The sequence below is a fragment of the Sphingopyxis sp. SCN 67-31 genome (assembly GCF_001725095.1).
The window spans coordinates 90,295-108,680 of sequence record NZ_MEFH01000061.1; the positions used below are offsets into that span (position 1 = coordinate 90,295).

The 18,386-nt window shown below is 68.2% G+C and carries 23 protein-coding genes; 10 read left to right on the top strand and 13 right to left on the bottom strand.

Features of this window, described 5'->3' with window-relative positions; translation table 11 throughout:
• The first annotated feature begins 107 nt into the window (after positions 1 to 107).
• The 4 genes from ABS88_RS12305 (at position 108) to ABS88_RS12320 (ending at position 4,400) form a co-directional block, all read left to right on the top strand.
• Positions 108 to 473, top strand: a complete 366-nt coding sequence (locus tag ABS88_RS12305) for a PilZ domain-containing protein (RefSeq protein WP_076076196.1) — start codon at positions 108 to 110, stop codon at positions 471 to 473.
• Positions 474 to 581: 108 nt separating this feature from the next.
• A complete protein-coding gene (locus ABS88_RS12310) occupies positions 582 to 980 on the top strand; it encodes a GIY-YIG nuclease family protein (protein WP_234002446.1) in 399 nt (132 codons plus the stop codon).
• A gap of 55 nt (positions 981 to 1,035) precedes the next feature.
• Positions 1,036 to 3,786, top strand: coding sequence for an ATP-dependent DNA helicase (locus ABS88_RS12315; protein WP_104959773.1), 2,751 nt, complete (start codon positions 1,036 to 1,038; stop codon positions 3,784 to 3,786).
• A 62-nt stretch (positions 3,787 to 3,848) separates the two neighbouring features.
• On the top strand, positions 3,849 to 4,400 hold the full coding sequence (locus ABS88_RS12320; protein ID WP_076076202.1) for a SixA phosphatase family protein: 552 nt from the start codon (positions 3,849 to 3,851) through the stop codon (positions 4,398 to 4,400).
• Positions 4,401 to 4,791: 391 nt separating this feature from the next.
• Here ABS88_RS12320 and ABS88_RS12325 read toward each other — a convergent pair whose 3' ends face one another.
• The 5 genes from ABS88_RS12325 to rpmF form a co-directional block, all read right to left on the bottom strand.
• Positions 4,792 to 5,130: a MerR family transcriptional regulator gene (locus tag ABS88_RS12325; protein ID WP_067112525.1), complete on the bottom strand. Its 339-nt coding sequence runs from the start codon at positions 5,128 to 5,130 to the stop codon at positions 4,792 to 4,794.
• 59 nt (positions 5,131 to 5,189) lie between these two features.
• Positions 5,190 to 5,483: an integration host factor subunit alpha gene (locus ABS88_RS12330; protein ID WP_067112480.1), complete on the bottom strand. Its 294-nt coding sequence runs from the start codon at positions 5,481 to 5,483 to the stop codon at positions 5,190 to 5,192.
• A gap of 161 nt (positions 5,484 to 5,644) precedes the next feature.
• On the bottom strand, positions 5,645 to 6,610 hold the full coding sequence (locus ABS88_RS12335) for a beta-ketoacyl-ACP synthase III (RefSeq protein ID WP_076076206.1): 966 nt from the start codon (positions 6,608 to 6,610) through the stop codon (positions 5,645 to 5,647).
• On the bottom strand, positions 6,607 to 7,641 hold the full coding sequence (gene plsX, locus ABS88_RS12340) for a phosphate acyltransferase PlsX (protein ID WP_067112487.1): 1,035 nt from the start codon (positions 7,639 to 7,641) through the stop codon (positions 6,607 to 6,609). The genes ABS88_RS12335 and plsX overlap by 4 nt, the downstream gene beginning before the upstream one ends.
• A gap of 22 nt (positions 7,642 to 7,663) precedes the next feature.
• On the bottom strand, positions 7,664 to 7,843 hold the full coding sequence (gene rpmF / locus ABS88_RS12345; RefSeq protein WP_056348227.1) for a 50S ribosomal protein L32: 180 nt from the start codon (positions 7,841 to 7,843) through the stop codon (positions 7,664 to 7,666).
• A 318-nt stretch (positions 7,844 to 8,161) separates the two neighbouring features.
• On the opposite strand from rpmF, the gene ABS88_RS12350 reads away from it, so the two are divergent.
• A complete protein-coding gene (locus tag ABS88_RS12350) occupies positions 8,162 to 8,599 on the top strand; it encodes an MAPEG family protein (RefSeq protein WP_199775001.1) in 438 nt (145 codons plus the stop codon).
• A gap of 278 nt (positions 8,600 to 8,877) precedes the next feature.
• Here the strand turns inward: ABS88_RS12350 and ABS88_RS12355 are convergent, their stop codons facing one another.
• From ABS88_RS12355 to ygfZ, 4 genes are all read right to left on the bottom strand, one after another.
• The gene (locus tag ABS88_RS12355) at positions 8,878 to 9,555 is read right to left on the bottom strand and encodes an MBL fold metallo-hydrolase (protein WP_076076209.1); all 678 of its coding nucleotides are present in this window, start codon (positions 9,553 to 9,555) and stop codon (positions 8,878 to 8,880) included.
• Between the two features lie 115 nt (positions 9,556 to 9,670).
• Entirely contained in the window at positions 9,671 to 10,234 is a 564-nt protein-coding gene (locus tag ABS88_RS12360; protein WP_076076211.1) for a retropepsin-like aspartic protease family protein, read from the bottom strand.
• A gap of 46 nt (positions 10,235 to 10,280) precedes the next feature.
• Positions 10,281 to 10,904, bottom strand: a complete 624-nt coding sequence (locus tag ABS88_RS12365; RefSeq protein WP_076076213.1) for a hypothetical protein — start codon at positions 10,902 to 10,904, stop codon at positions 10,281 to 10,283.
• 31 nt (positions 10,905 to 10,935) lie between these two features.
• Complete coding sequence (gene ygfZ, locus ABS88_RS12370; RefSeq protein ID WP_104959774.1) at positions 10,936 to 11,670, bottom strand: CAF17-like 4Fe-4S cluster assembly/insertion protein YgfZ; 735 nt, start codon at positions 11,668 to 11,670, stop codon at positions 10,936 to 10,938.
• Positions 11,671 to 11,821: 151 nt separating this feature from the next.
• On the opposite strand from ygfZ, the gene pyrC reads away from it, so the two are divergent.
• Positions 11,822 to 12,844, top strand: coding sequence for a dihydroorotase (gene pyrC, locus ABS88_RS12375; protein WP_076076218.1), 1,023 nt, complete (start codon positions 11,822 to 11,824; stop codon positions 12,842 to 12,844).
• A 16-nt stretch (positions 12,845 to 12,860) separates the two neighbouring features.
• Here the strand turns inward: pyrC and rarD are convergent, their stop codons facing one another.
• Together rarD and ABS88_RS12385 are read right to left on the bottom strand one after the other, a co-directional pair.
• A complete protein-coding gene (rarD, locus tag ABS88_RS12380; protein WP_076076221.1) occupies positions 12,861 to 13,778 on the bottom strand; it encodes an EamA family transporter RarD in 918 nt (305 codons plus the stop codon).
• A gap of 25 nt (positions 13,779 to 13,803) precedes the next feature.
• Positions 13,804 to 14,025: a hypothetical protein gene (locus tag ABS88_RS12385; protein ID WP_067185099.1), complete on the bottom strand. Its 222-nt coding sequence runs from the start codon at positions 14,023 to 14,025 to the stop codon at positions 13,804 to 13,806.
• A 216-nt stretch (positions 14,026 to 14,241) separates the two neighbouring features.
• On the opposite strand from ABS88_RS12385, the gene ABS88_RS12390 reads away from it, so the two are divergent.
• The 4 genes from ABS88_RS12390 to ABS88_RS12405 all read left to right on the top strand — a co-directional run bounded on the left by ABS88_RS12390 (position 14,242) and on the right by ABS88_RS12405 (position 16,948).
• Positions 14,242 to 14,646, top strand: a complete 405-nt coding sequence (locus ABS88_RS12390; RefSeq protein WP_324787668.1) for a glycine zipper 2TM domain-containing protein — start codon at positions 14,242 to 14,244, stop codon at positions 14,644 to 14,646.
• A 425-nt stretch (positions 14,647 to 15,071) separates the two neighbouring features.
• Positions 15,072 to 15,623, top strand: coding sequence for a GNAT family N-acetyltransferase (locus ABS88_RS12395; protein WP_067112511.1), 552 nt, complete (start codon positions 15,072 to 15,074; stop codon positions 15,621 to 15,623).
• Entirely contained in the window at positions 15,620 to 16,057 is a 438-nt protein-coding gene (locus ABS88_RS12400) for a DUF1330 domain-containing protein (protein WP_076076223.1), read from the top strand. The genes ABS88_RS12395 and ABS88_RS12400 overlap by 4 nt, the downstream gene beginning before the upstream one ends.
• A 144-nt stretch (positions 16,058 to 16,201) precedes the next feature.
• Positions 16,202 to 16,948 carry a hypothetical protein gene (locus ABS88_RS12405; RefSeq protein ID WP_076076226.1) on the top strand — a complete coding sequence of 249 codons (747 nt, stop codon included), beginning with the start codon at positions 16,202 to 16,204 and terminating at the stop codon, positions 16,946 to 16,948.
• A 96-nt stretch (positions 16,949 to 17,044) separates the two neighbouring features.
• Here the strand turns inward: ABS88_RS12405 and ABS88_RS12410 are convergent, their stop codons facing one another.
• Entirely contained in the window at positions 17,045 to 17,227 is a 183-nt protein-coding gene (locus ABS88_RS12410) for a CsbD family protein (protein ID WP_067112520.1), read from the bottom strand.
• Positions 17,228 to 17,343: 116 nt separating this feature from the next.
• Positions 17,344 to 18,078, bottom strand: a complete 735-nt coding sequence (locus ABS88_RS12415; protein WP_104959775.1) for a Crp/Fnr family transcriptional regulator — start codon at positions 18,076 to 18,078, stop codon at positions 17,344 to 17,346.
• Between the last annotated feature and the right edge of the window lie 308 nt (positions 18,079 to 18,386).

Sequence of the window (18,386 nt, forward strand, 5' to 3'; positions counted from 1 at the left end):
TCTCCCAGCATGAAGCACGGCGGCGCAATGTGGACAGAGCGTTTTTTGCGTTTTGCGCCCGATGAGCGTTACCGGAATATTTACCATCACCGGCCTAGCCTTTCGGCATGACCAGCACCCCGCCCCGCCCCCGCGCGCACAAGCGCACCCCGGTTTCCATCGAGGTGATCGTCAACGGCGTTCTCAACCATGTCGAGGGGCGGATCGTCGACCTGTCCGAAGGCGGCGCGCGGATCGACGGCGCCAGCCTGCTCGAACGATCACGCTGCGAAATCCATTATGCGGGACAGGTCGTCTATGCGGTGGTGATGTGGTCGGAATGGGACCGCATGGGCGTGCGCTTTCCCTACGAACTGACGCAGGGCCCGCTCCATGCCGCGCTCGAACGCGCGCGTGGCGCGGCCGCGATCCCGGCGACGCCGGTCTTCCTGAGCAACCGCGCGATCGGTTTCGGGCGACGCGGGGTGAGTTGAGGCCTGCAGAGGCCGCCGGGAGCATTTTTCTTTCTTCCGGCACCGCGAGAAAGAAGAACGGTGCTTCGACAAGTTCAGCACGAACGGGGTTGGGTGAAGATGTCGCCTATGGCGCGAACCCCGGCCCTTCCTTTCCCTCCGTTTGCCCTGAGCTTGTCGAAGGGCCGTTCTTTCCTCTACATCAAGGCGATGAGCTTCTGGACCTATATGCTGCATTGCCGGGGCGGAGCCTTCTACGTCGGGCACACGGATAATTTGCAGCGACGTGTCGGCGAGCATGAATCGGGGCTTATCCCCGGCTTCACGGCAGACAAGCGTCCCGTCGTGCTGGTGTGGAGCGAAGAGTTCCCGACGCGTATCGAAGCCCTGGCGTCCGAACGCCGGATAAAGGGCTGGAGTCGTGCCAAGAAGATGGCCTTGATCCGCGGCGACTGGCCGCGGATTTCTGCCTTGGCAAAAGGCAAGAGCGGTGCTTCGACAAGCTCAGCACGAACGGCGCAAGGGTAGGTTCAGCGTAACACCGCCCCTTGCCGCGTTCCTCTTTTGTCCTTAGCTTGGCGCGATGGCGCCCGCCTCCCTCTCCCTGCCCGCGATCCATGCGAGCCATGTCGGAATCTGGCTGTCCGATGCTGCGGGGCGGGTGCAGCGCGTCGGGCGCGGCGAGGCGATGGCGGCGGTGGCGGGGACGCCGCACCTGCTGCTTGGCGCGACGCTGACCGGCGACCGGCTCGGCTATCCCGAACTGTCGGGGCTCGACCTGCTCGAACTGTTCGCTTTTCTTCACCCCGCGCGCTTCGCTGTGCCGACGCCGGCGGGAATCGCCGCCGCGCTCGGCCTGTCCGCGGCGCAGCGCGAGGATGAGGTCGCGGCCTTTCTGCCGCAGGCGGCGGCGGCGATGCTGGCCTGCCTCGACGATCCCAACTGGCCCGAGCGTGAGGGCGCATGGCACGCCCTGCAAGCGCTGACGCGCCAGCGCTGGCCGTGGGCGCCGCTGATCCAGCCGCGCCTCGCCGCACCCGACCGCGCCGACCGCTGGCTGTTCGCCCGCCTGCCCGAATGGGAGGAGCAGCCGCCGCGCGCTCAGCCGCGACAGGTGGTGCTCGATCCGGCGAACGTCGCGGCGCGGCTCGACCGGCTGACCGGCGACGGCGCCGAGAGACGGCCAGGGCAGCAGGATTATGCACGCGCGGCGACGGCGATCTTCGCCCCGCGCGAACGCCGCGACACGCCGCAGATGCTGGTGGCCGAGGCGGGTACCGGGATCGGCAAGACGCTGGGCTATCTCGCCCCCGCAAAGCAGTGGATCGACGAGTCGGCGGGCAGCGTCTGCATCTCGACCTACACCAAGGCGCTGCAACGCCAGCTCGCGCGCGAGACCGAGAAACTCTATCCCGACACGCGCGCGCACCGCGAGAAGGTGGTGGTGCGCAAGGGGCGCGAGAATTACCTCTGCCTGCTCAATCTGGAGGACGCGCTGCAAGGCGGTTTTTCGGGGCGCGCGGCGGTGCTGGCGCAACTCGTCGCACGTTGGGCCGCCTATACGCGCGACGGCGACATGATCGGCGGCGACCTGCCCGGCTGGCTTCCCGCGCTGTTCCGCCGCAACGGCGCGACCGCGCTTACCGACCGGCGCGGCGAATGCATCTATGCCGGGTGCCCGCATTTCCGCAAATGCTTCATCGAGCGCTCGACTCGCGCGGCGGCGCAGGCCGACATCGTGATCGCCAACCACGCGTTGACCATGGTGCAGGCGGCGCGGCCGCGCGACGTTTCGCGCGAAGGGGGGGGCGCCCCGGCGACGCGGTTGATCTTCGACGAGGGCCATCATCTGTGGGATGCCGCCGATTCGATGTTCGCGGTCGCGCTGACCGGGCAGGAGGCTATCGAAATCCGCCGCTGGATCATGGGCCCCGAAGGCAAGGCGCGCGGCCGCCGGCGCGGGCTCGCCGCGCGGCTCGCCGATGTCGCGAGCTATGACGAGGCCGGCGAGCGCGCGATCCAGGCGGCAATCGCGGCCGCCGCCGAACTGCCCGGCGACGGCTGGCTCGCGCGGCTGGCGGAGAACGCCCCTTGGGGGGCGATCGAACGGCTGCTCGCCGCGGTGCGCGGACAGGTCTATGCGCGCGGCGCCGATCCGAAGCAGGCCGACAGCGGCTATGGGCTCGAAACCGAGCTTGCCGACCCCGATCCCGAGCTGGTGACGGCCGCCGCCGCCGCGAGCGACGCGGTCGAGGCATTGCTGCGCCCGCTGATGGCGCTCGGCAAGCGGCTCGACGCGCTGGTCGAGGACCCGCCCGACTGGCTCGACGGACAGGCGCGGGCGCGTGTCGACGGGGCGCGGCACAGCCTGGGGACGCGGATCGACACGCTCGGCGCGTGGCTGGCGCTGCTCGGGCGCGTCGGCGGCCCCGCCGACCCCGATTTCGTCGACTGGCTCGCGGTCGAGCGGTTCGACGGGCGCGAATATGACTGCGGGCTGCATCGCCACTGGCTCGACCCCGCGAGGCCGGTCGCGGAAATCGTCTATCGCCCCGCGCAGGGCGTGCTCGTCACGTCGGCGACGCTGCGCGGCGACGGCCACGCGGCGGACGACTGGAGCGACGCCGACATCCGCACCGGCGCACGCCATCTGGACGGAGGCGTGACGCATTTCGCGGTTCCCAGCCCGTTCGACTATGCACGCCAGTCGGAGGTGCTGATCGCCACCGACATCGCGCGCGGCGACCTGCCCGCGCTCGCCGGCGCCTATAGCCGGCTGATCGAGGCGGCGGGCGGCGGTGCGCTGGGGCTGTTCAGCGCGATCCGGCGGCTGCGTATCGTTCATGCGCGCATCGCCGACCGGCTGGCGCGCGCCGGGCTGCCGCTGTTCGCGCAGCATGTCGATCCGCTCGACACCGGAACGCTGGTCGATATCTTTCGCGCCGACCCGCACGCCTCGCTGCTCGGCACCGACGCTCTGCGCGATGGGGTCGACGTGCCCGGCGATTCGCTGCGGCTGGTGGTCATGGAAGGCGTACCCTGGCCGCGCCCGACGATCCTGCACGCCGCCCGCCGCGCGGCGCAGGGCGGCAGCGCCTATGACGACCGGGTGATCCGCGCGCGCATCGCGCAGGCCTTTGGCCGGCTCATCCGCCGCAGTGACGATTTCGGCCAGTTCGTGATGCTGTCGCCGAGCTTCCCTTCGCGACTGCTGAGCGCCTTTCCCGACGGGACGCCGATCCGCCGCCTGCCGCTCGACGAGGTGGTCAATCGCGTCGCCGCCGCGAATGTCGAGCGGCGAAAAAGCGCCTATGCCGCCTTTTCACCGTCCTGAGTTTGCGGCACAAGGCGGCGGATTCGCGGGGGACAGGCGCCCGAGCGTCCGGGGGAGAGATTTTGAAGAGTTTGACCATCCTGCGCCACGCCAAATCGGGCTGGGACGCCGCCGTCGAGCGCGACTTCGACCGTCCGATCAACGCCCGCGGCGCGCGCGGGGCCGAACTGATCGGCCAATATGCGAAGCGGCAGGCATGGCCGATCGACCGGATCGTCGCCTCCCCCGCGGTGCGCGTCGCCGAAACGCTCGCCATCTTTCAGCCCGCCGCGGGGCTCGACCGAATCGAGCCGCACTGGGACCGGCGCATCTACCTCGCCTCGGCGGCGACGCTGATCGACGTGCTGCGCGATACCGGCGGCGATGCGCAGCACCTGCTGATCAGCGGACACAATCCGGGGCTGGAGGACCTGATCCTGATGCTCGTCCCCGAAACCCCCGACGTCGCGCAGCGCGCGCTGGTCGAGGAGAAGTTCCCGACCTGCGCCCTTGCGCGGCTGGACCTCGACATCACCGACTGGAGCGACCTCGACGTCAATCAGGCGCGCCTGGCCGCGCTCATCCGCCCACGCGACCTCGACCCCGCGCTGGCACCGGCGATGGACGACGACTGAGGCCCACTGGCCGCGCCAGGGTGGATTCTGGAATGTCCGGCTTCGCGCATAAAATGCCGTGAACGGGCGTGCGAAGATAACTCACGCAACAGATATGGCTTCTATTTGCCCCTTCCAACCTTCGTCATCCCGGACTTGATCCGGAATCCATTCTCTCGGTGCTGCGTGAATGGACCCCGGATCGAGTCGGCAATTATCCCCTTTCGACAAGTAGCAGTTCCCCGGCGAAAGCCGGGGTCCACGCGGGGCAGTGCTGTGCCATCTGGACCCCGGCTTTCGCCGGGGAACAGCCGCTTACTTGGCTGTAGGACATATGGGCCGATCGAGTCCGGGGTGACAAGGAAAGACAGGCTGCGCGACCGAATAGTCTTCGCGGGGGCGACAATGGTTTCTAGCGCAGCGCCGCCGCGAGGCGCTGGCGCAGCGCCACCAGCGCTTCGACTGGAACCCGGCCCGTCGCGGGCGTCGCAGCCGTCGGCTCGGCGGCGTCCCCGTCCGGCGGCGCGGCGCCATCGGATTCGGACAACGCCTTGCGCGCGCCTTCGACCGTGAAGCCCTGCACGTGCAGCAGATGGTGGATGCGCTCGGCGAGCGCGATGTCGGCCGGGCGATAATAGCGGCGGCGCCCCGACCGCTGGAGCGGCTTCAACTGCGGAAAGCGGGTTTCCCAATAGCGCAGCACATGGGTCGGCACTCCGATCCGGTCGGCGAGTTCGCCGATCGCGAGCATCGCGCCCGCCACCTTGCCGCCCGCCGCCTCGTCAGATTCCGCCACGGCCGACGCCCCGTTCAGCTATCGGCGACGCGGGCACGCATCGCCTGGCTGGCGCGGAAGGTCATCACGCGGCGCGGCAGGATCGGCACTTCGATGCCGGTCTTGGGATTGCGGCCGATGCGCTGCGCCTTGTCGCGCAACACGAAGGTGCCGAAGCCCGAAATCTTCACATTCTGGCCGGCGGCGAGCGCGTCCGACATATGCGCGAGAATCGATTCGACGATTGCCGCCGATTCGTTGCGCGACAGGCCGATCTGCTGGTTGATCCGCGCCGCGATGTCCGCGCGCGTGAGCGTCCCTGCTACCATCTTCTTCCCTTCCCCTCCTGAAAGCTGGTGCTCGGGAAGGCCCCCACCGTCACGAGTCCCACACGCATGTGTAACAAAAGCGAAGAAATCCGCCAAACTGAAAAGGATGGAGCGAGAAGTTGATGCGGTGAGCCATGCGGGGCCGACTCAGTGCGCGGCGGTCATATCCGCAGGACGGCCGCGCCCCAGGTGAAGCCGCCGCCCATCGCCTCGAGCACGACGAGGTCGCCGCGCCGGATGCGCCCGTCGCGCACCGCGAGGTCGAGCGCCAGCGGCACCGACGCCGCCGAGGTGTTGGCGTGCTGATCGACGGTGAGCACGACGCGCTCCGCAGGCAGCCCCAGCTTCTTCGCGGTCGCGTCGATGATGCGCTTGTTCGCCTGATGCGGCACAACCCAGTCGATGTCGGCGGCCGAGAGGCCGACGTCCGCCAGCACCTCGCCCAGCACGGCAGCGAGGTTGGTGACGGCATGGCGGAACACCTCGCGCCCCTGCATGCGGACGTGGCCGACCGTTCCCGTCGTCGACGGGCCGCCGTCGACATAGAGCATGTCGCCATATTGCCCCTCGGCATGCAAGCGGGTCGCCAGGATGCCGCGATCGTCCGCGACCTCCTCCGCCGACAGCACCACCGCGCCCGCGCCGTCGCCGAACAGGACGCAGGTCCCGCGATCTTCCCAGTCGAGGATGCGGCTGAAGGTCTCGCTGCCGATGACGAGCGCATGCTTCGCGGCGCCGGTACGCAGCATCGAATCGGCGACAGAGAGCGCGTAGAGGAAGCCCGAACACACCGCCGCGACGTCGAAGGCGATGCAGTCGGGCGCGCCGATCAGCGCCTGCACCTTGGTCGCGGTCGCCGGGAAGGTATTGTCGGGGGTCGCGGTCGCGACGATGATCAGGCCGATGTCGGCGGGCGCCAGACCCGCCGCCGCGAGCGCGTGCCGCGCCGCGTCGGCGGCCAGCGTTCCCGTCGTCTCGTCGGCCTCGGCGATGTGGCGAAAGCGGATGCCGGTGCGCTCGACGATCCATTCGTCGCTGGTATCGACGCGCTTCGCGAGTTCGTCGTTCGAGACGCGCGTGCGCGGCAGCGCCGAACCGGTGCCGACCAGGATCGAACGGCGCGTCACGCCGCGTCCTCGCGGCGGAAATTGGCGAGATCGTCCGTCACCTGACGCGTGATGTCCTTTTCGATGAGTTCGGCGCACAGGTGCACCGCATTGGCGACGCCCTTGGCATCGGCGCTGCCGTGGCTTTTCAGCACGACGCCGTTGAGGCCGAGGAACACCGCCCCATTGTGGTTGTTGGGATCGAGATGGTGGCGCAGTAACTCGGTCGCGGGGCGCGAGATGAGGAAGCCGATCTTCGAGCGCAGCGAACTGGTGAAGGCACGGCGCAGCAGGTCGGTGACGAAGCGCGCCGTCCCTTCGATCGTCTTGAGCGCGATATTGCCCGAAAAGCCGTCGTGGACGATCACGTCGACCCGGCCGCGCGACAGCTTGTCGCCCTCGATGAAGCCGGCGAATTCCATCGGCAGGCCCTGCGTTTCGCGCAGGATCGCGGCGGCGTCGCGAATCTCGTCGGTGCCCTTGAGTTCTTCGGTGCCGATGTTGAGCAGCGCGACGCGCGGGCGTTCGAGCCCCATCGCGGTGCGCGCATAGGCGGCGCCCATCACCGCGAACTGGACGAGGTTGGTCGCGTCGCACTCGGTATTGGCGCCGAGGTCGAGCATCACCACGTCGTTGTCGCCGAGCGTCGGCAGCAGCGCGGCGAGCGCCGGCCGGTCGATTCCCGGCATAGTGCGCAGCGCGAGCTTCGCCATCGCCATCAGCGCGCCGGTATTGCCCGCCGACACGGCGCCGCCGGCGTCGCCGCGCTTCACCGCGTCGATCGCGAGCCCCATCGAGCTGCCGCGGCCGTTGCGCAGCGCCTGGCTCGGCCGATCCTCACCCGACACCACCTTGTCGGTGTGGACGATCTCCGACGCCGCGCGCAGGTTCGGATGGTTTTCGAGCGCGGTCTTGATCCGCGTTTCGTCGCCGACGAGCAGAAAGCGGAGGCCGTCGTGCTGATGACGCGCCATGGCCGCGCCGGCGCACATCACGCGCACGCCGACATCACCGCCCATCGCATCGATTGCGATTCGCGGTGTCAGGCTCATGGAAGCGGCCTCCGATTAATGGTCAGGCGCCGACCGACACCACTTCACGGCCATTGTAGTGGCCGCAGGCGTTGCACAGGTTATGCGGGCGCTTGAGCTCGCCGCAGTTCGGGCATTCCTGATAGGCTTCGACCTTCAGGCTGTCGTGGCTGCGACGCATGCCGCGCTTCGAGGGCGAGGTTTTTCGCTTGGGGACGGCCATGATATATCCTGCATTCTTAACTGTTTAACCGAATCGGCGAACCCGGACTTGTCGCCCACCGCCAAGGATGGAAAACGACTGGCCCGCCCGCCGTGCCGAAGGCTGCCCCGCCATGAATCGCGGGAAAATCTTCCGCCGGAAGGTGCCTCAACGCCTGATGGTGTCGGGTGCCGGATCGGGCGCGGCTATAGCGTTTTTGCCCGCAAAGGCAAGCCCCGAGCGCGAACGGGACGACGCTTGCCGATTGCCCGCGACGATGCCACACCCTTGCGGCGCCGGACAGCAGGAAAGAGCCGGGCCACAGACGGGGGAAGCGACATGATCATATTGCCGATCAGCCTGACGATCGCGGCGGGCGCCGCACTGCTCAACATCTGGATCGCGATGCGCGTCGGCCGCGTGCGCGGCGAGGCGAAGGTCTCGATCGGCGACGGCGGCGACGAACGGCTGATCCGCCGGATGCGCGCGCACAGCAACTATGTCGAGAACACGCCTTTCGTGCTGATCCTGCTCGCGCTCGTCGAGTTGAGCACCGGCTCGTCGATCTGGCTGTGGGCGGTCGGCGCCCTGTATCTGGTCGCGCGCATCCTGCACGCGATCGGCATGGACGGGCTGGGCTGGGCGCGCGGTGCCGGCATCACCGTCACCATGCTGATCCAGCTCGGTCTCGCGGTCGCGGCGCTGCTCACCGTCTATCTGACCCCGACCAGCATCAGCTCGACCCTGACCGATACGGTGGCGGTGGAATCGGAATAGCGGTTGAACCGGGCCCGGCGGGACCAGCAAGGACTCGTCATTGCGAGCGGCGAAGCCGCGCGGCAATCCAGAGTGGGCATAGACCGCCCTCGATTGCTTCGCTCCGCTCGCAATGACGGGAGCGGACCGATGAGTCGGGCGACCTGGAGCGGCGTGCCATAAACCCGCAACGCCCCTTATCCGTTCGTGTCGAGCGAAGTCGAGACACCCATCAGCGTGGCGCAAGGCCGATGCGTGTCTCGACTTGGGACGATGGGTCAGATTTAAGGCTCGATGATCTAGGCCCCCTGGGTCGCCCCCATCGCCATGTCGCCGACATAGGGATTGGTGCGCCGTTCCTGCGCGAAGTTGCTGTGCGGTCCGTGGCCGGGCAGGAAGATGGTATCGTCGCCGAGCGGCCACAGCTTCTGCGTGATCGAATCGAGCAGTTGCTGGTGATCGCCGCGCGGGAAATCGGTGCGGCCGATCGATCCCTGGAACAGCACGTCGCCGACGATTGCGAGCTTCGACGGGCGATGATGGAAGACGACGTGGCCCGGGGTGTGGCCGGGACAATGGATGACGTCGAGGACGAGGTTACCCACCGTCACCGTGTCCCCGTCCTTCAGCCAGCGGTCGGGCTCGAACACCTCGCCCGCCATGCCGTAGCGCGCGCCGTCCTCGCCCAGCCGCTCGATCCAGAAGCGGTCGTCCTCGTGCGGCCCTTCGACCGGGACGCCGAGTTCCTTCGCCAGCACGCCCGCCTGTCCGCAATGGTCCATGTGGCCGTGGGTGACGAGGATCTTCTCGACCTCCACCCCTGTCTGGCGGATCGCCTCGCGCAGCTTCGGCAGATCGCCGCCGGGATCGACCAGCGCCGCCTTGTTGGTTTCGGTGCACCAGAGCAGGGTGCAGTTCTGCTGAAAGGCGGTGACCGGGACGATCGCGGCCTTGAGCGGGGGATTGGGAGCGTTCATGCGCTTCGATGTGGGGAAATGCGGCGGGGTTGGCAAGGGCGGAGGGACTTGTAGTCGCGCCCTCCTCCCCTCCCGCTTGCGGGAGGGACAGGCGCACTTTCCGATGGTACCGGAATCAGCGCAGCGTCATCGTGTCGCCTTCGATATTCACCGCGTCGAGCCGCGACAGGAAGCTCTGGCCGAGCAGCGACACGCCCATGTCGGCATCGACGACCGCCGCCTGGACGCCGCGAACCTCGATCCCGTCCACCTCGACGCTGTCTAGCATCACCAGGCGCATCGGCACCGCACCGCCCGCGGTGTTCGCCATGCCCGCGACCGGCAGGCGATCGACGTCGATCCCGATCGCCTCCGCATCGCGGCGCGTCAGCGCGACGATCGAGGCGCCGCTGTCGACCATCATGCGGATATTCGCGCCGTCGACATCGGCGTCGGCATAGAAATGCGAATCGCCCGCGCGGCCGATCCGCACCTCCCCCGACCCGCCGCGCGCGGCGGCAGGTGCCGAAGACCAGCCATGACGGCGCTTCGCGGTGGTCCAGTTGCCGTTCGTGTCGTCCTTGCCCGCATCGGCGGCGACTCCGGCATTGCCGATCGACGCCGTCCGGCTGGCGATTCCCGCCATCCCGACCGACACCGCCGCGACCACCGCGGCCAGACCCAGCATACGCCCCAACATGGCAGCGATTGTCGCAGGTCGGGGTTGGGGAATCGTTAAGCCGCGGTCAGAATCCGGTGGGCGGCGTTTCGATGAAGGCGCGCCATTGCGGCGATCCCTCGCGCAGCGAATAAGCGATGCGCGCGCAGCCATAGGGGCGGTCGGGCGCATTGTCGGCTTCGGCTGCGGTGCGCGGCCAGACGGCTTCGGCCGGCGGGTGGGCGCTCCAGCAGACGAGCGCCTCGGCCTCGGGCCGCGCCGCGATCTCGGCGCGCTCGGTAGCGGAATAGGAGGCAGGGACGCTCCATCCCAGAATGCGGCGCGTCGGCGGCGTCTCGCCCGCGAACAGCGGCGCGAAGGCGCCGCACGGGTCGGCCAGCAGCGCTTCCACCGCGCGGGCATCAGCCGCGCCCAGCCATGGCCCGCCGAGCAGGGGTTGCCAGCGCGCGACATCGCCCGAGCGCAACGCCGCCAGCAACGCGTCGGCGGCCGCCGCGAAACGCGGCAGCCACGGCGAATCGCCGGCAAGGTCCGAAAGCGGCGTCGGGGTCCGCGGCGCATCGTCCTCATAGCCGGGGACGAGCGGCGCCTCCGCGAGCGGTTCGGCGGACGGAACAGGCGGTACGCAGCGGCTCTGCGCGGCGGCGGGCGTCGCGGCGGCCAACAGGCAAAGAGTCAGGATCGCGCGCATGCCGCCATCATAGCGCCACGGGCTGCACGCGTCATGAACCGTCCGACGCCAGCGCCTCGCGCATCCATGCGGGCGCCTTTGCAGCGTCGATCGCCTCGACGCGGCGATGCTCGACCGACCAGCCGAGTTCAGGATAGGTCACCACCTGACGCCTGGCATCGGTGTCGGCGATCGGCACGACGACCAGCCGCCGGTTGACCTTCTGCCGCCAGTTCATCCGCGCGGTGTTCTCCTGCCCGACATAGCAGCCCTTGGTGAAGCTGACGCCGTGCAGTTCCGCGGCATTGCATTCGAGCCACAGCGTCGTGCCGTCGCCCAGCTCGGCCCGCCCCTCGGTGACGCCGAGCGACAGGCGGTGCGCGTGCCACGCCGCGGCGGCGCCCTCCCCTTCGCCGTCATCGGCCGGGCCGAGCCAGCGCTGGCCGAGGTCGGGAAGGCGCGGATCGGGCTCGCCGAGGTCGCCGTAAGGCGCCCAGTGCACGGACAGGCCGGGCTCGGGCGCGATGGTGATCGCGCGGCGCAGGCGGTAGAGGGTCAGCCGCTTGACCAGCGCCTCGCTTGCTGCGCGCTCGCAGTCGATGAGGATGTCGTCGCGGTCGCCCCAGATCAGGAAATCGAACAGCACCTTGCCCTGCGGCGTCAGCAGCGCCGCCCAGACCGGTAGGTTGCCCGACACGTCATTTGTGACGAGTCCCTGCAGGAAGCCGCGGACATCCTCGCCCGACAGGCGGACGAGGGCACGATCGTCGAGGGTATTGTTGGCCATGGATAGCGAAATAGGACGACACGACGGCGACTTAAAGCCCCCTCCCGCCTGCACGAGGGGTTTGGGGTGGGCCTGAACCTCGACTTGGGCTAATCGCGCAACGGACTGCCCACCCCCGACCCCTCCCGCAAGCGGGAGGGGGGAGACGAAAATGACCGACCGCCTGATCCTTCGCCGCCCCGACGACTGGCACGTTCATCTGCGCGACGGCGCGATGCTGGCGCATGTCGCGCCGTGGACCGCGCGCCAGTTCGCGCGCGCGATCGTCATGCCCAACCTGTCGCCGCCGGTGACGACGGTCGCCGAAGGCGTCGCCTATCGCGAGCGCATCCGCGCCGCGGTGCCCGCCGGGCTCGATTTCACGCCGCTGATCGTCGCCTATCTCACCGACCGCACCGATCCCGGCGAAATGGCGCGCGGCCATGCCGAAGGCGTGTTCACCGCCGCAAAGCTCTATCCAGCGCACGCGACCACCGGCAGCGCGCACGGCGTCACCGACATCGCCAACATCATGCCGGTACTCGAGACGATGCAGGCGATCGGCATGCCGCTGCTGATCCACGGCGAGGTCACCGACGCGGACGTCGACATCTTCGACCGCGAGGCGGTGTTCATCGATCGCACGCTCGCCCCGCTGGTCACACGCTTTCCGGCGCTCAGGATCGTCTTCGAGCATATCACGACGGCCGAGGCCGCGCAGTTCGTCGCCGACGCCCCCGCTACCGTCGCCGCGACGATCACCCCGCAGCATCTCCACATCAACCGCAACGCGATGCTCGTCGGCGGCATCCGCCCGCACGCCTATTGCCTGCCGGTCGCCAAGCGCGAGCATCACCGTCTGGCGGTGCGCGCGGCGGCAACCTCGGGTTCCCCCAAATTCTTCCTGGGCACCGACAGTGCGCCGCACGCGGTGCATACCAAGGAAGCCGCCTGCGGCTGCGCGGGCATCTTCAACGCGCCCTTCGCGCTCGAAAGCTATGCGACCGCGTTCGACGAGGACGGGGCACTCGACAAGCTCGAAGGCTTCGCGAGCGAGCACGGGCCGCGCTTCTATGGCCTGCCGCTCAACGAAGGCACGGTGACGCTCGAACGCGGCGCGGTGACGGTCCCCGACCGCATCGGCGAGGTCGTGCCCTTCCACGCCGGCGAAACATTGGGCTGGCGGCTGGCGTAGGGTCAGTTCCCGCCAGTCAGGGCGTCGGCGCGACCCGCGCCCCGCGCGATTTCGCCCAGATATCGAAGCTGAACAGCGCGATGCTGATCCAGATCAGCAGGAAGCAGACAAGCTGCGCCGGTTTCAGCGGTTCGTCGAACAGGAAGAGGCCGAGCAGGAAGACGATGCTCGGCGCGAGATACTGGCAGAAGCCGAGCACGGCGAAGCTCATCCGCCGCGCCGCGGTCGCGAAGAACAGCAGCGGGATCGCGGTGATCGCCCCCGCCGAAACCAGCAACAGCGTGATGTCGCGGTCGGAGCCGAATCCCACCCCGTCACCGGCCGCGACATAATAGACCGCGACGACGAGTGCGGGCACGAACAGCAGCGTCGTCTCGATCGCCAGACCCGGCAGCGATCCGACCGGCGCCACCTTGCGCAGCAGGCCATAGAAGCCGAAGCTGAAGGCGAGCGTCAGGCTGATCCACAGCGTTTCGAGCGCACCGCCGAGCAGCAGCGCGACCCCGAGCGCGGCGATCGCGACCGCCATCATCTGGAGCCGTGAGAGCCGTTCGCCGAGGAAGATCATTCCCAGCATCACATTGACCAGCGGGTTGAGATAATAGCCGAGGCTGGTCGCCAGCACATGGTCCGTCACGATCGCATAGATGTAGACGAGCCAGTTGAGCGCTATCAGGATCGAACTCACGAGCAGGATGCGCAGCGTCCGCCAATCCCTGAGCGCCGCCAGATAGGCGCCGATCTGACGGCGGAAGACCATGATCGCGAAGCAGAGCGGCAGCGACCAGAGGATGCGCTGCGCCAGCACCTCGACCGGCGGCACGCTGACCAGCAGCTTGAAGAAGATCGGGACGAAGCCCCAGATGCCATAGGCGGCGAGCGCATAGGGCAGCCCGCCCTGATCGCTCCCCTGCGCGGCAGTGGCTCGGTTCATCGCACGGGTTCGCCCGGCCGGCTGGTCAGAGGATGCCGCCGCCGAGCATCAGGCGTATCACGCCGACGACGATCACGACGATGTTGAGGTTGCGGCCGCTCGTCCGTCCCGACATCGCGCCCAGCGCCAGCCCGACGATGGCGATCGGCACGATCACCCAGTTCGCCCAGCCGAGCAGCGGGATGAAAGCCGGGATGGCCAGAACCAGCGCGAAAACGCCGATGACAAGCGAAAGGAGGTTGAGCATGGCTCTATGTCGCACGGTCGCCTGCGCCCTTCAAGCCTCTTCGGCGGTCGCACGGCGATAGCCGCGATGCGAGAATTATCTCGGTTCATCTATCGAAATACTCGCTTCGTCTTGTTGCCCAGGGTTCATGCAACGCAGTCCAGACGAGGCTCGTTCTCCCCATCGAAGCGTCCGCCGTCCGTGCGGCGGTCAGGGCGCCAGACCAGGAAAGGATTCATGATGCAGAATTTCACCAAAGGCCTGATCGGCGCTTTCGTCGCGGCAGGCGTCGTCGGCAGCGCCCCGGCCTACGCCGGTCTGTCGAGCGCGGTTGCCGCTCCGGGCTATCACAAGGCGGAGGCTTCGGCCGATTATTACAAGAAGCGCAAGCACCGCCGCAATTATGCCTCGCGCGACGAGCGGATCAATTCGAACACCCGCATCTGGCGCGATAGCGACGGGCGCTATCGCTGCAAGAAGGACAATGGCACGACCGGCCTGCTGATCGGCGGTGCGGTCGGCGGCCTCGCCGGGCATGAGATTGCCGGCGGCGGCGACAAGCTGCTGGGCACGGTGCTCGGCGCGGCCGGCGGCGCGCTGCTCGGTCGCGAGATCGACCGCGACAAGTATCGCTGCCGCTGATCCAGCGGATTCCAATGCGGGGTGCGGGTCCGAGACCCCTCCATCCGCTCCCCGCATGGAAGAGGGCGTCGGCCTAGCGGCCGGCGCCCTCGTTCGTTGGGGCCATTGTCGTTCGGGTAAGGACCTGTTCCCCGGCGAAAGCCGGGGTCCACGCGGGGCGGCAGCTCATGCCATCTGGACCCCGGCTTTCGCCGGGGGAACGGTTAGCTGTCGAAAAAGAGAGGGTTGCCAACCTGTTTGGGAATCCATGGTCTGCGCTGTCCATTGGCGCGGCGCCGAAGGAGACGGCGGGCCATGGATGCTGAAACGCGTTCAGCATGACGAAGGAAGGAAGAAAGGGTGTCAGCGGGCTTGCCCCTCGCCCCGCCTTGTCGCACAACCGGTCGCCCCGGCGCTTGCCGAAACGCCCTTCGGAAAGGATCGCCATGCTCAACGGCCCGCTGCTCGTCACCGAACGGCTGATCCTGCGCCCGCCGGCCACCGAGGATTTCGATGCCTTCGCCGCCATGTGCGCCGAAGAGGAGACGATGCGCTTCATCGGCGGCACCTGTCCGCGTTCGTCCGCATGGCGGCATTGGTGCACGCTCGCGGGCGCGTGGCATATCCGGGGTTTTTCGATGTTCTCGGTGATCGAGCGCGCAACGGGCGAATGGGTCGGGCGGCTGGGGCCCTGGGAGCCCGACGGATGGCCGGCGCCCGAGATCGGCTATGGCGTGCGCGCCCGCTTCGCCGGCAAGGGCTATGCCTTCGAGGGCGCGGTCGCGGCATGCGATTTCGCGGTCGAATTTCTGAAATGGCCCGAACTGATGCACAGCATCGACCCCGCGAACGGCCGCTCGCAGGCACTGGCGCGGCGGCTGGGCGCCACCAATGCGGGCCCGACCCGCCTGCCCCCGCCCTTTGAGCACGCCCCCGTCGACGCCTGGACGCAAAGCGCGGAGGCATGGCGGGCCAAACGCAAGGAATTCCGTCCATGACCAATCGCCATGTCGACCCCGAACGCGCGCAGTTCGACGCCTTCAAGGCGCTGCCGCGCGATACGCCGATCCATATGCTGAACCTCGTGCGCTTCCGGGCCGAGGCCGCCTACCCGGCCGAACACCCGCTCGCGGGCAAGGGGCTGAGCGGCGCGGAGGCCTATGCCCATTACGGGCGGGACAGCGGCCCGGTGTTCGAACGGCTCGGCGGCCGGGTCGTCTGGCGCGGCACGATGGAGGCGATGGTGATCGGCCCGGCGGATGAAAGATGGGATGCGGTGTTCGTCGCGCAATATCCGGACAGCGGCGCCTTCATGGCGATGGTGACCGACCCCGTCTATCGCGAGGCGGTGGTTCACCGGCAGGCGGCGGTCGAGACCTCGCGGCTGATCCGCTGCGCGCCGGGAACGGCGGAAACGAAGGGTTTCGCATAGGGCGCGCGGTGCGGAGAGCGGAATAGCGTCTCGCTCCGGCACAGTTTTCGGCTAACAAATCCTTGCCTGTTAACGCTTTTTCCTCACATCTTCTTAACCAGCTTCCGGCAAGCCCGAGGCCAAGAGATTAAGGGAGTGTTAGCAATGATCGTGCGGGGAAAATGGCTGGTTGCCGGCTTGCTGGTGGCGACGGCGGGGCTCGCCGGCTGCCGGGACAATCCCGCCGCCAAGGCGGAGTTGAAGCCGCTCGACGACGGGCTGACCAACGCCGACCCGACGGTGAAGGGCGCGCTCGAAGACAAGATCATGGTCGATCCGAAGCTGACCGGCCAAGCGAACCGCAACGCGGTCGGACCGGGCAACCGGCCGGTCGACGGCGGCGTTCCCGGCATCGGCGCCGGCAAGGCGGCGACCGCGGCCGAAGCCGCGGCGGCGATGAAGGCGGGCAAATTGCTCGCCGCGCCCAAGGCGCTGCCGTTCGAGGCGAATTGCGACGGGTGCGAGGCGAAGCGCCCCGTCACCATCGGCGCGCTCGCCCGCGAGCAGGCGAAGGGAAGCTGCGATGCGAAGCTGACCTATGGCAACCAGTGGGCCGACCGCCTGCCCGCCGCCTTCCCCGTCTATCCGCGCGCGACGCTGCGCGAGGCGGCCGGAGTCGCCGGCGGCCAGTGCAACATCCGCGTCGTCAATTTCCAGACCGCCGCCTCGCTGCAGGGCGTTCTCGACTATTATCACACGATGGCGATCCGTGCCGGCTATACCAGCGACCATCGGATCAACGGCAACGAGCATATGCTGGGCGGCACACGCGGCGACCTTGCCTATGTCGTCTTCGCGCGCCGCGACGGCGGCATGACCGACGTCGACCTGGTGGCGTCGGGCGGAAAATAGCAGGGTCGGAAAATAGCGGGCAGGCTTCGACGATATGAAAATGCCCCGGAGAGAGGGGAGCTCCGGGGCATTTTCCATGTGCGGTGAAGGCTATCGTCAGACCTTGTCGCCGAGCGCGCCCTTCACCTTGCCGCTGAGATTCTGCGCTTCGCCCTTGCGTTCCTGAAGCTCGCCCTCGGCGCGCAGGCGCTCGTTGTCGGTCGCCTTGCCGACCGCCTGCTTCGCATTGCCGATCGCTTCGTTCGCGAGGCCCTTGGCCTTGTCTTTCATTTCACCCACGGGGGAATCTCCTTGTTGATCGAGGCCGCATCGCCTCATGCCCGATCAACGCACCGACCGGGCCCATGTTCCACGGGCGCGGTAAAACGCGCGGTCCGCGAGGCGGCCCGGGTGGATCAATCCCCCGCCGCGGCGATCCCGTCGAGCGCCAGCGGATCGCGGATCGTGATGCGATTGTAATCGGTCGCGATCAGCCCCGCCTCCTCGAAGCCACGCAGCAGCCGGTTGACGCTCTGGCGCGTCACGCCCAGCATCGCGCCGAGCTGTTCCTGCGGCAGGCGGAGGCCGAGTTCGGTACCATCCTCGCCCGCGATGCCATGGATGCGCGCGAGCCCGACGAGCGTCGCCGCCATCCGCTGCTCGAGCGAGCCGAGCTGCTGGTCGTTGAGCAACCGCAGGCTGTCGCCCTGGCGCGCGCACATGAACAGCGCGATGTCGCGCCACAGCGCCGGTTCCGCATCGAGGATCGCGATCAACGCGTCGGCGGGCAGGTGGAGCAGGATGCTGTCGGCATGCGCGCGATAGGCGAAATGGATGGGCTGGCGGTCGAGCAGGCGCACGAGGCCGACCACATCGCGCGGACCGGCGAGGCCGAGCACGAATTTCTTGCCCGCCGCCGACACGCGACTGATCTCGATTCCGCCCGAGACGACGACGAAAGCCTCGCGCCGCCGGGGATCGCGCGGATAGATTTCGGTGCCGCGCGGATAATGTCCGGCCCGCGCGATCGCCGCGAGATCGGCGAGCCGCGCCGCGGGCCAGGCGCCGAAAAGATGACAGGACCGCAGCATCTCCAGCCGCTCCTCGCGGCTCCAGCGGTGCTCGCCCTGCTTCGCCTGCCCCCTCGCCATATCCAACCGGCCTCCCGCCCGTCGTTCTAGTTACCTGAATCTGAAGTTCGCCACATCGATTCCGTCACCCCGGGCTTGGCCCGGAATCCCGCTTCCTTTCGCGCACGGACGGAGGAAAGGCGGGACCCCGGGTCAAGCCCGGGGTGACGATGAGGACAAGAACCTTGATTCCACCATACTAAGGCGTGTGGGGATTCATCTTGCAACTGTCCTTTATCGTGTGTCCCCGCGAAGGCGGGGACCCATCTGCGGTGGTTTCGAGATGGAACCGGCCGAAGATGGACCCCCGCCTTCCGCCTATGGCGGAA

Bases quoted from the DNA above. Each gene is read 5' to 3' on its own strand.
- ABS88_RS12310 (WP_234002446.1), top strand. From the start codon at position 582: ATGGCGCGAACCCCGGCCCTTCCTTTCCCTCCGTTTGCCCTGAGCTTG.
- ABS88_RS12355 (WP_076076209.1), bottom strand. From the start codon at position 9,555: ATGAACGCTCCCAATCCCCCGCTCAAGGCCGCGATCGTCCCGGTCACC.
- ABS88_RS12400 (WP_076076223.1), top strand. From the start codon at position 15,620: ATGACCAATCGCCATGTCGACCCCGAACGCGCGCAGTTCGACGCCTTC.
- ABS88_RS12315 (WP_104959773.1), top strand. From the start codon at position 1,036: ATGGCGCCCGCCTCCCTCTCCCTGCCCGCGATCCATGCGAGCCATGTC.
- pyrC (WP_076076218.1), top strand. From the start codon at position 11,822: ATGACCGACCGCCTGATCCTTCGCCGCCCCGACGACTGGCACGTTCAT.
- ABS88_RS12350 (WP_199775001.1), top strand. From the start codon at position 8,162: ATGATCATATTGCCGATCAGCCTGACGATCGCGGCGGGCGCCGCACTG.
- ABS88_RS12360 (WP_076076211.1), bottom strand. From the start codon at position 10,234: ATGTTGGGGCGTATGCTGGGTCTGGCCGCGGTGGTCGCGGCGGTGTCG.
- ABS88_RS12305 (WP_076076196.1), top strand. From the start codon at position 108: ATGACCAGCACCCCGCCCCGCCCCCGCGCGCACAAGCGCACCCCGGTT.
- ABS88_RS12365 (WP_076076213.1), bottom strand. From the start codon at position 10,904: ATGCGCGCGATCCTGACTCTTTGCCTGTTGGCCGCCGCGACGCCCGCC.
- ABS88_RS12405 (WP_076076226.1), top strand. From the start codon at position 16,202: ATGATCGTGCGGGGAAAATGGCTGGTTGCCGGCTTGCTGGTGGCGACG.
- ABS88_RS12385 (WP_067185099.1), bottom strand. From the start codon at position 14,025: ATGCTCAACCTCCTTTCGCTTGTCATCGGCGTTTTCGCGCTGGTTCTG.
- ABS88_RS12330 (WP_067112480.1), bottom strand. From the start codon at position 5,483: ATGGTAGCAGGGACGCTCACGCGCGCGGACATCGCGGCGCGGATCAAC.
- rpmF (WP_056348227.1), bottom strand. From the start codon at position 7,843: ATGGCCGTCCCCAAGCGAAAAACCTCGCCCTCGAAGCGCGGCATGCGT.
- plsX (WP_067112487.1), bottom strand. From the start codon at position 7,641: ATGAGCCTGACACCGCGAATCGCAATCGATGCGATGGGCGGTGATGTC.
- ygfZ (WP_104959774.1), bottom strand. From the start codon at position 11,670: ATGGCCAACAATACCCTCGACGATCGTGCCCTCGTCCGCCTGTCGGGC.
- ABS88_RS12390 (WP_324787668.1), top strand. From the start codon at position 14,242: ATGATGCAGAATTTCACCAAAGGCCTGATCGGCGCTTTCGTCGCGGCA.
- ABS88_RS12415 (WP_104959775.1), bottom strand. From the start codon at position 18,078: ATGGCGAGGGGGCAGGCGAAGCAGGGCGAGCACCGCTGGAGCCGCGAG.
- ABS88_RS12395 (WP_067112511.1), top strand. From the start codon at position 15,072: ATGCTCAACGGCCCGCTGCTCGTCACCGAACGGCTGATCCTGCGCCCG.
- ABS88_RS12325 (WP_067112525.1), bottom strand. From the start codon at position 5,130: ATGCTCGCGATCGGCGAACTCGCCGACCGGATCGGAGTGCCGACCCAT.
- rarD (WP_076076221.1), bottom strand. From the start codon at position 13,778: ATGAACCGAGCCACTGCCGCGCAGGGGAGCGATCAGGGCGGGCTGCCC.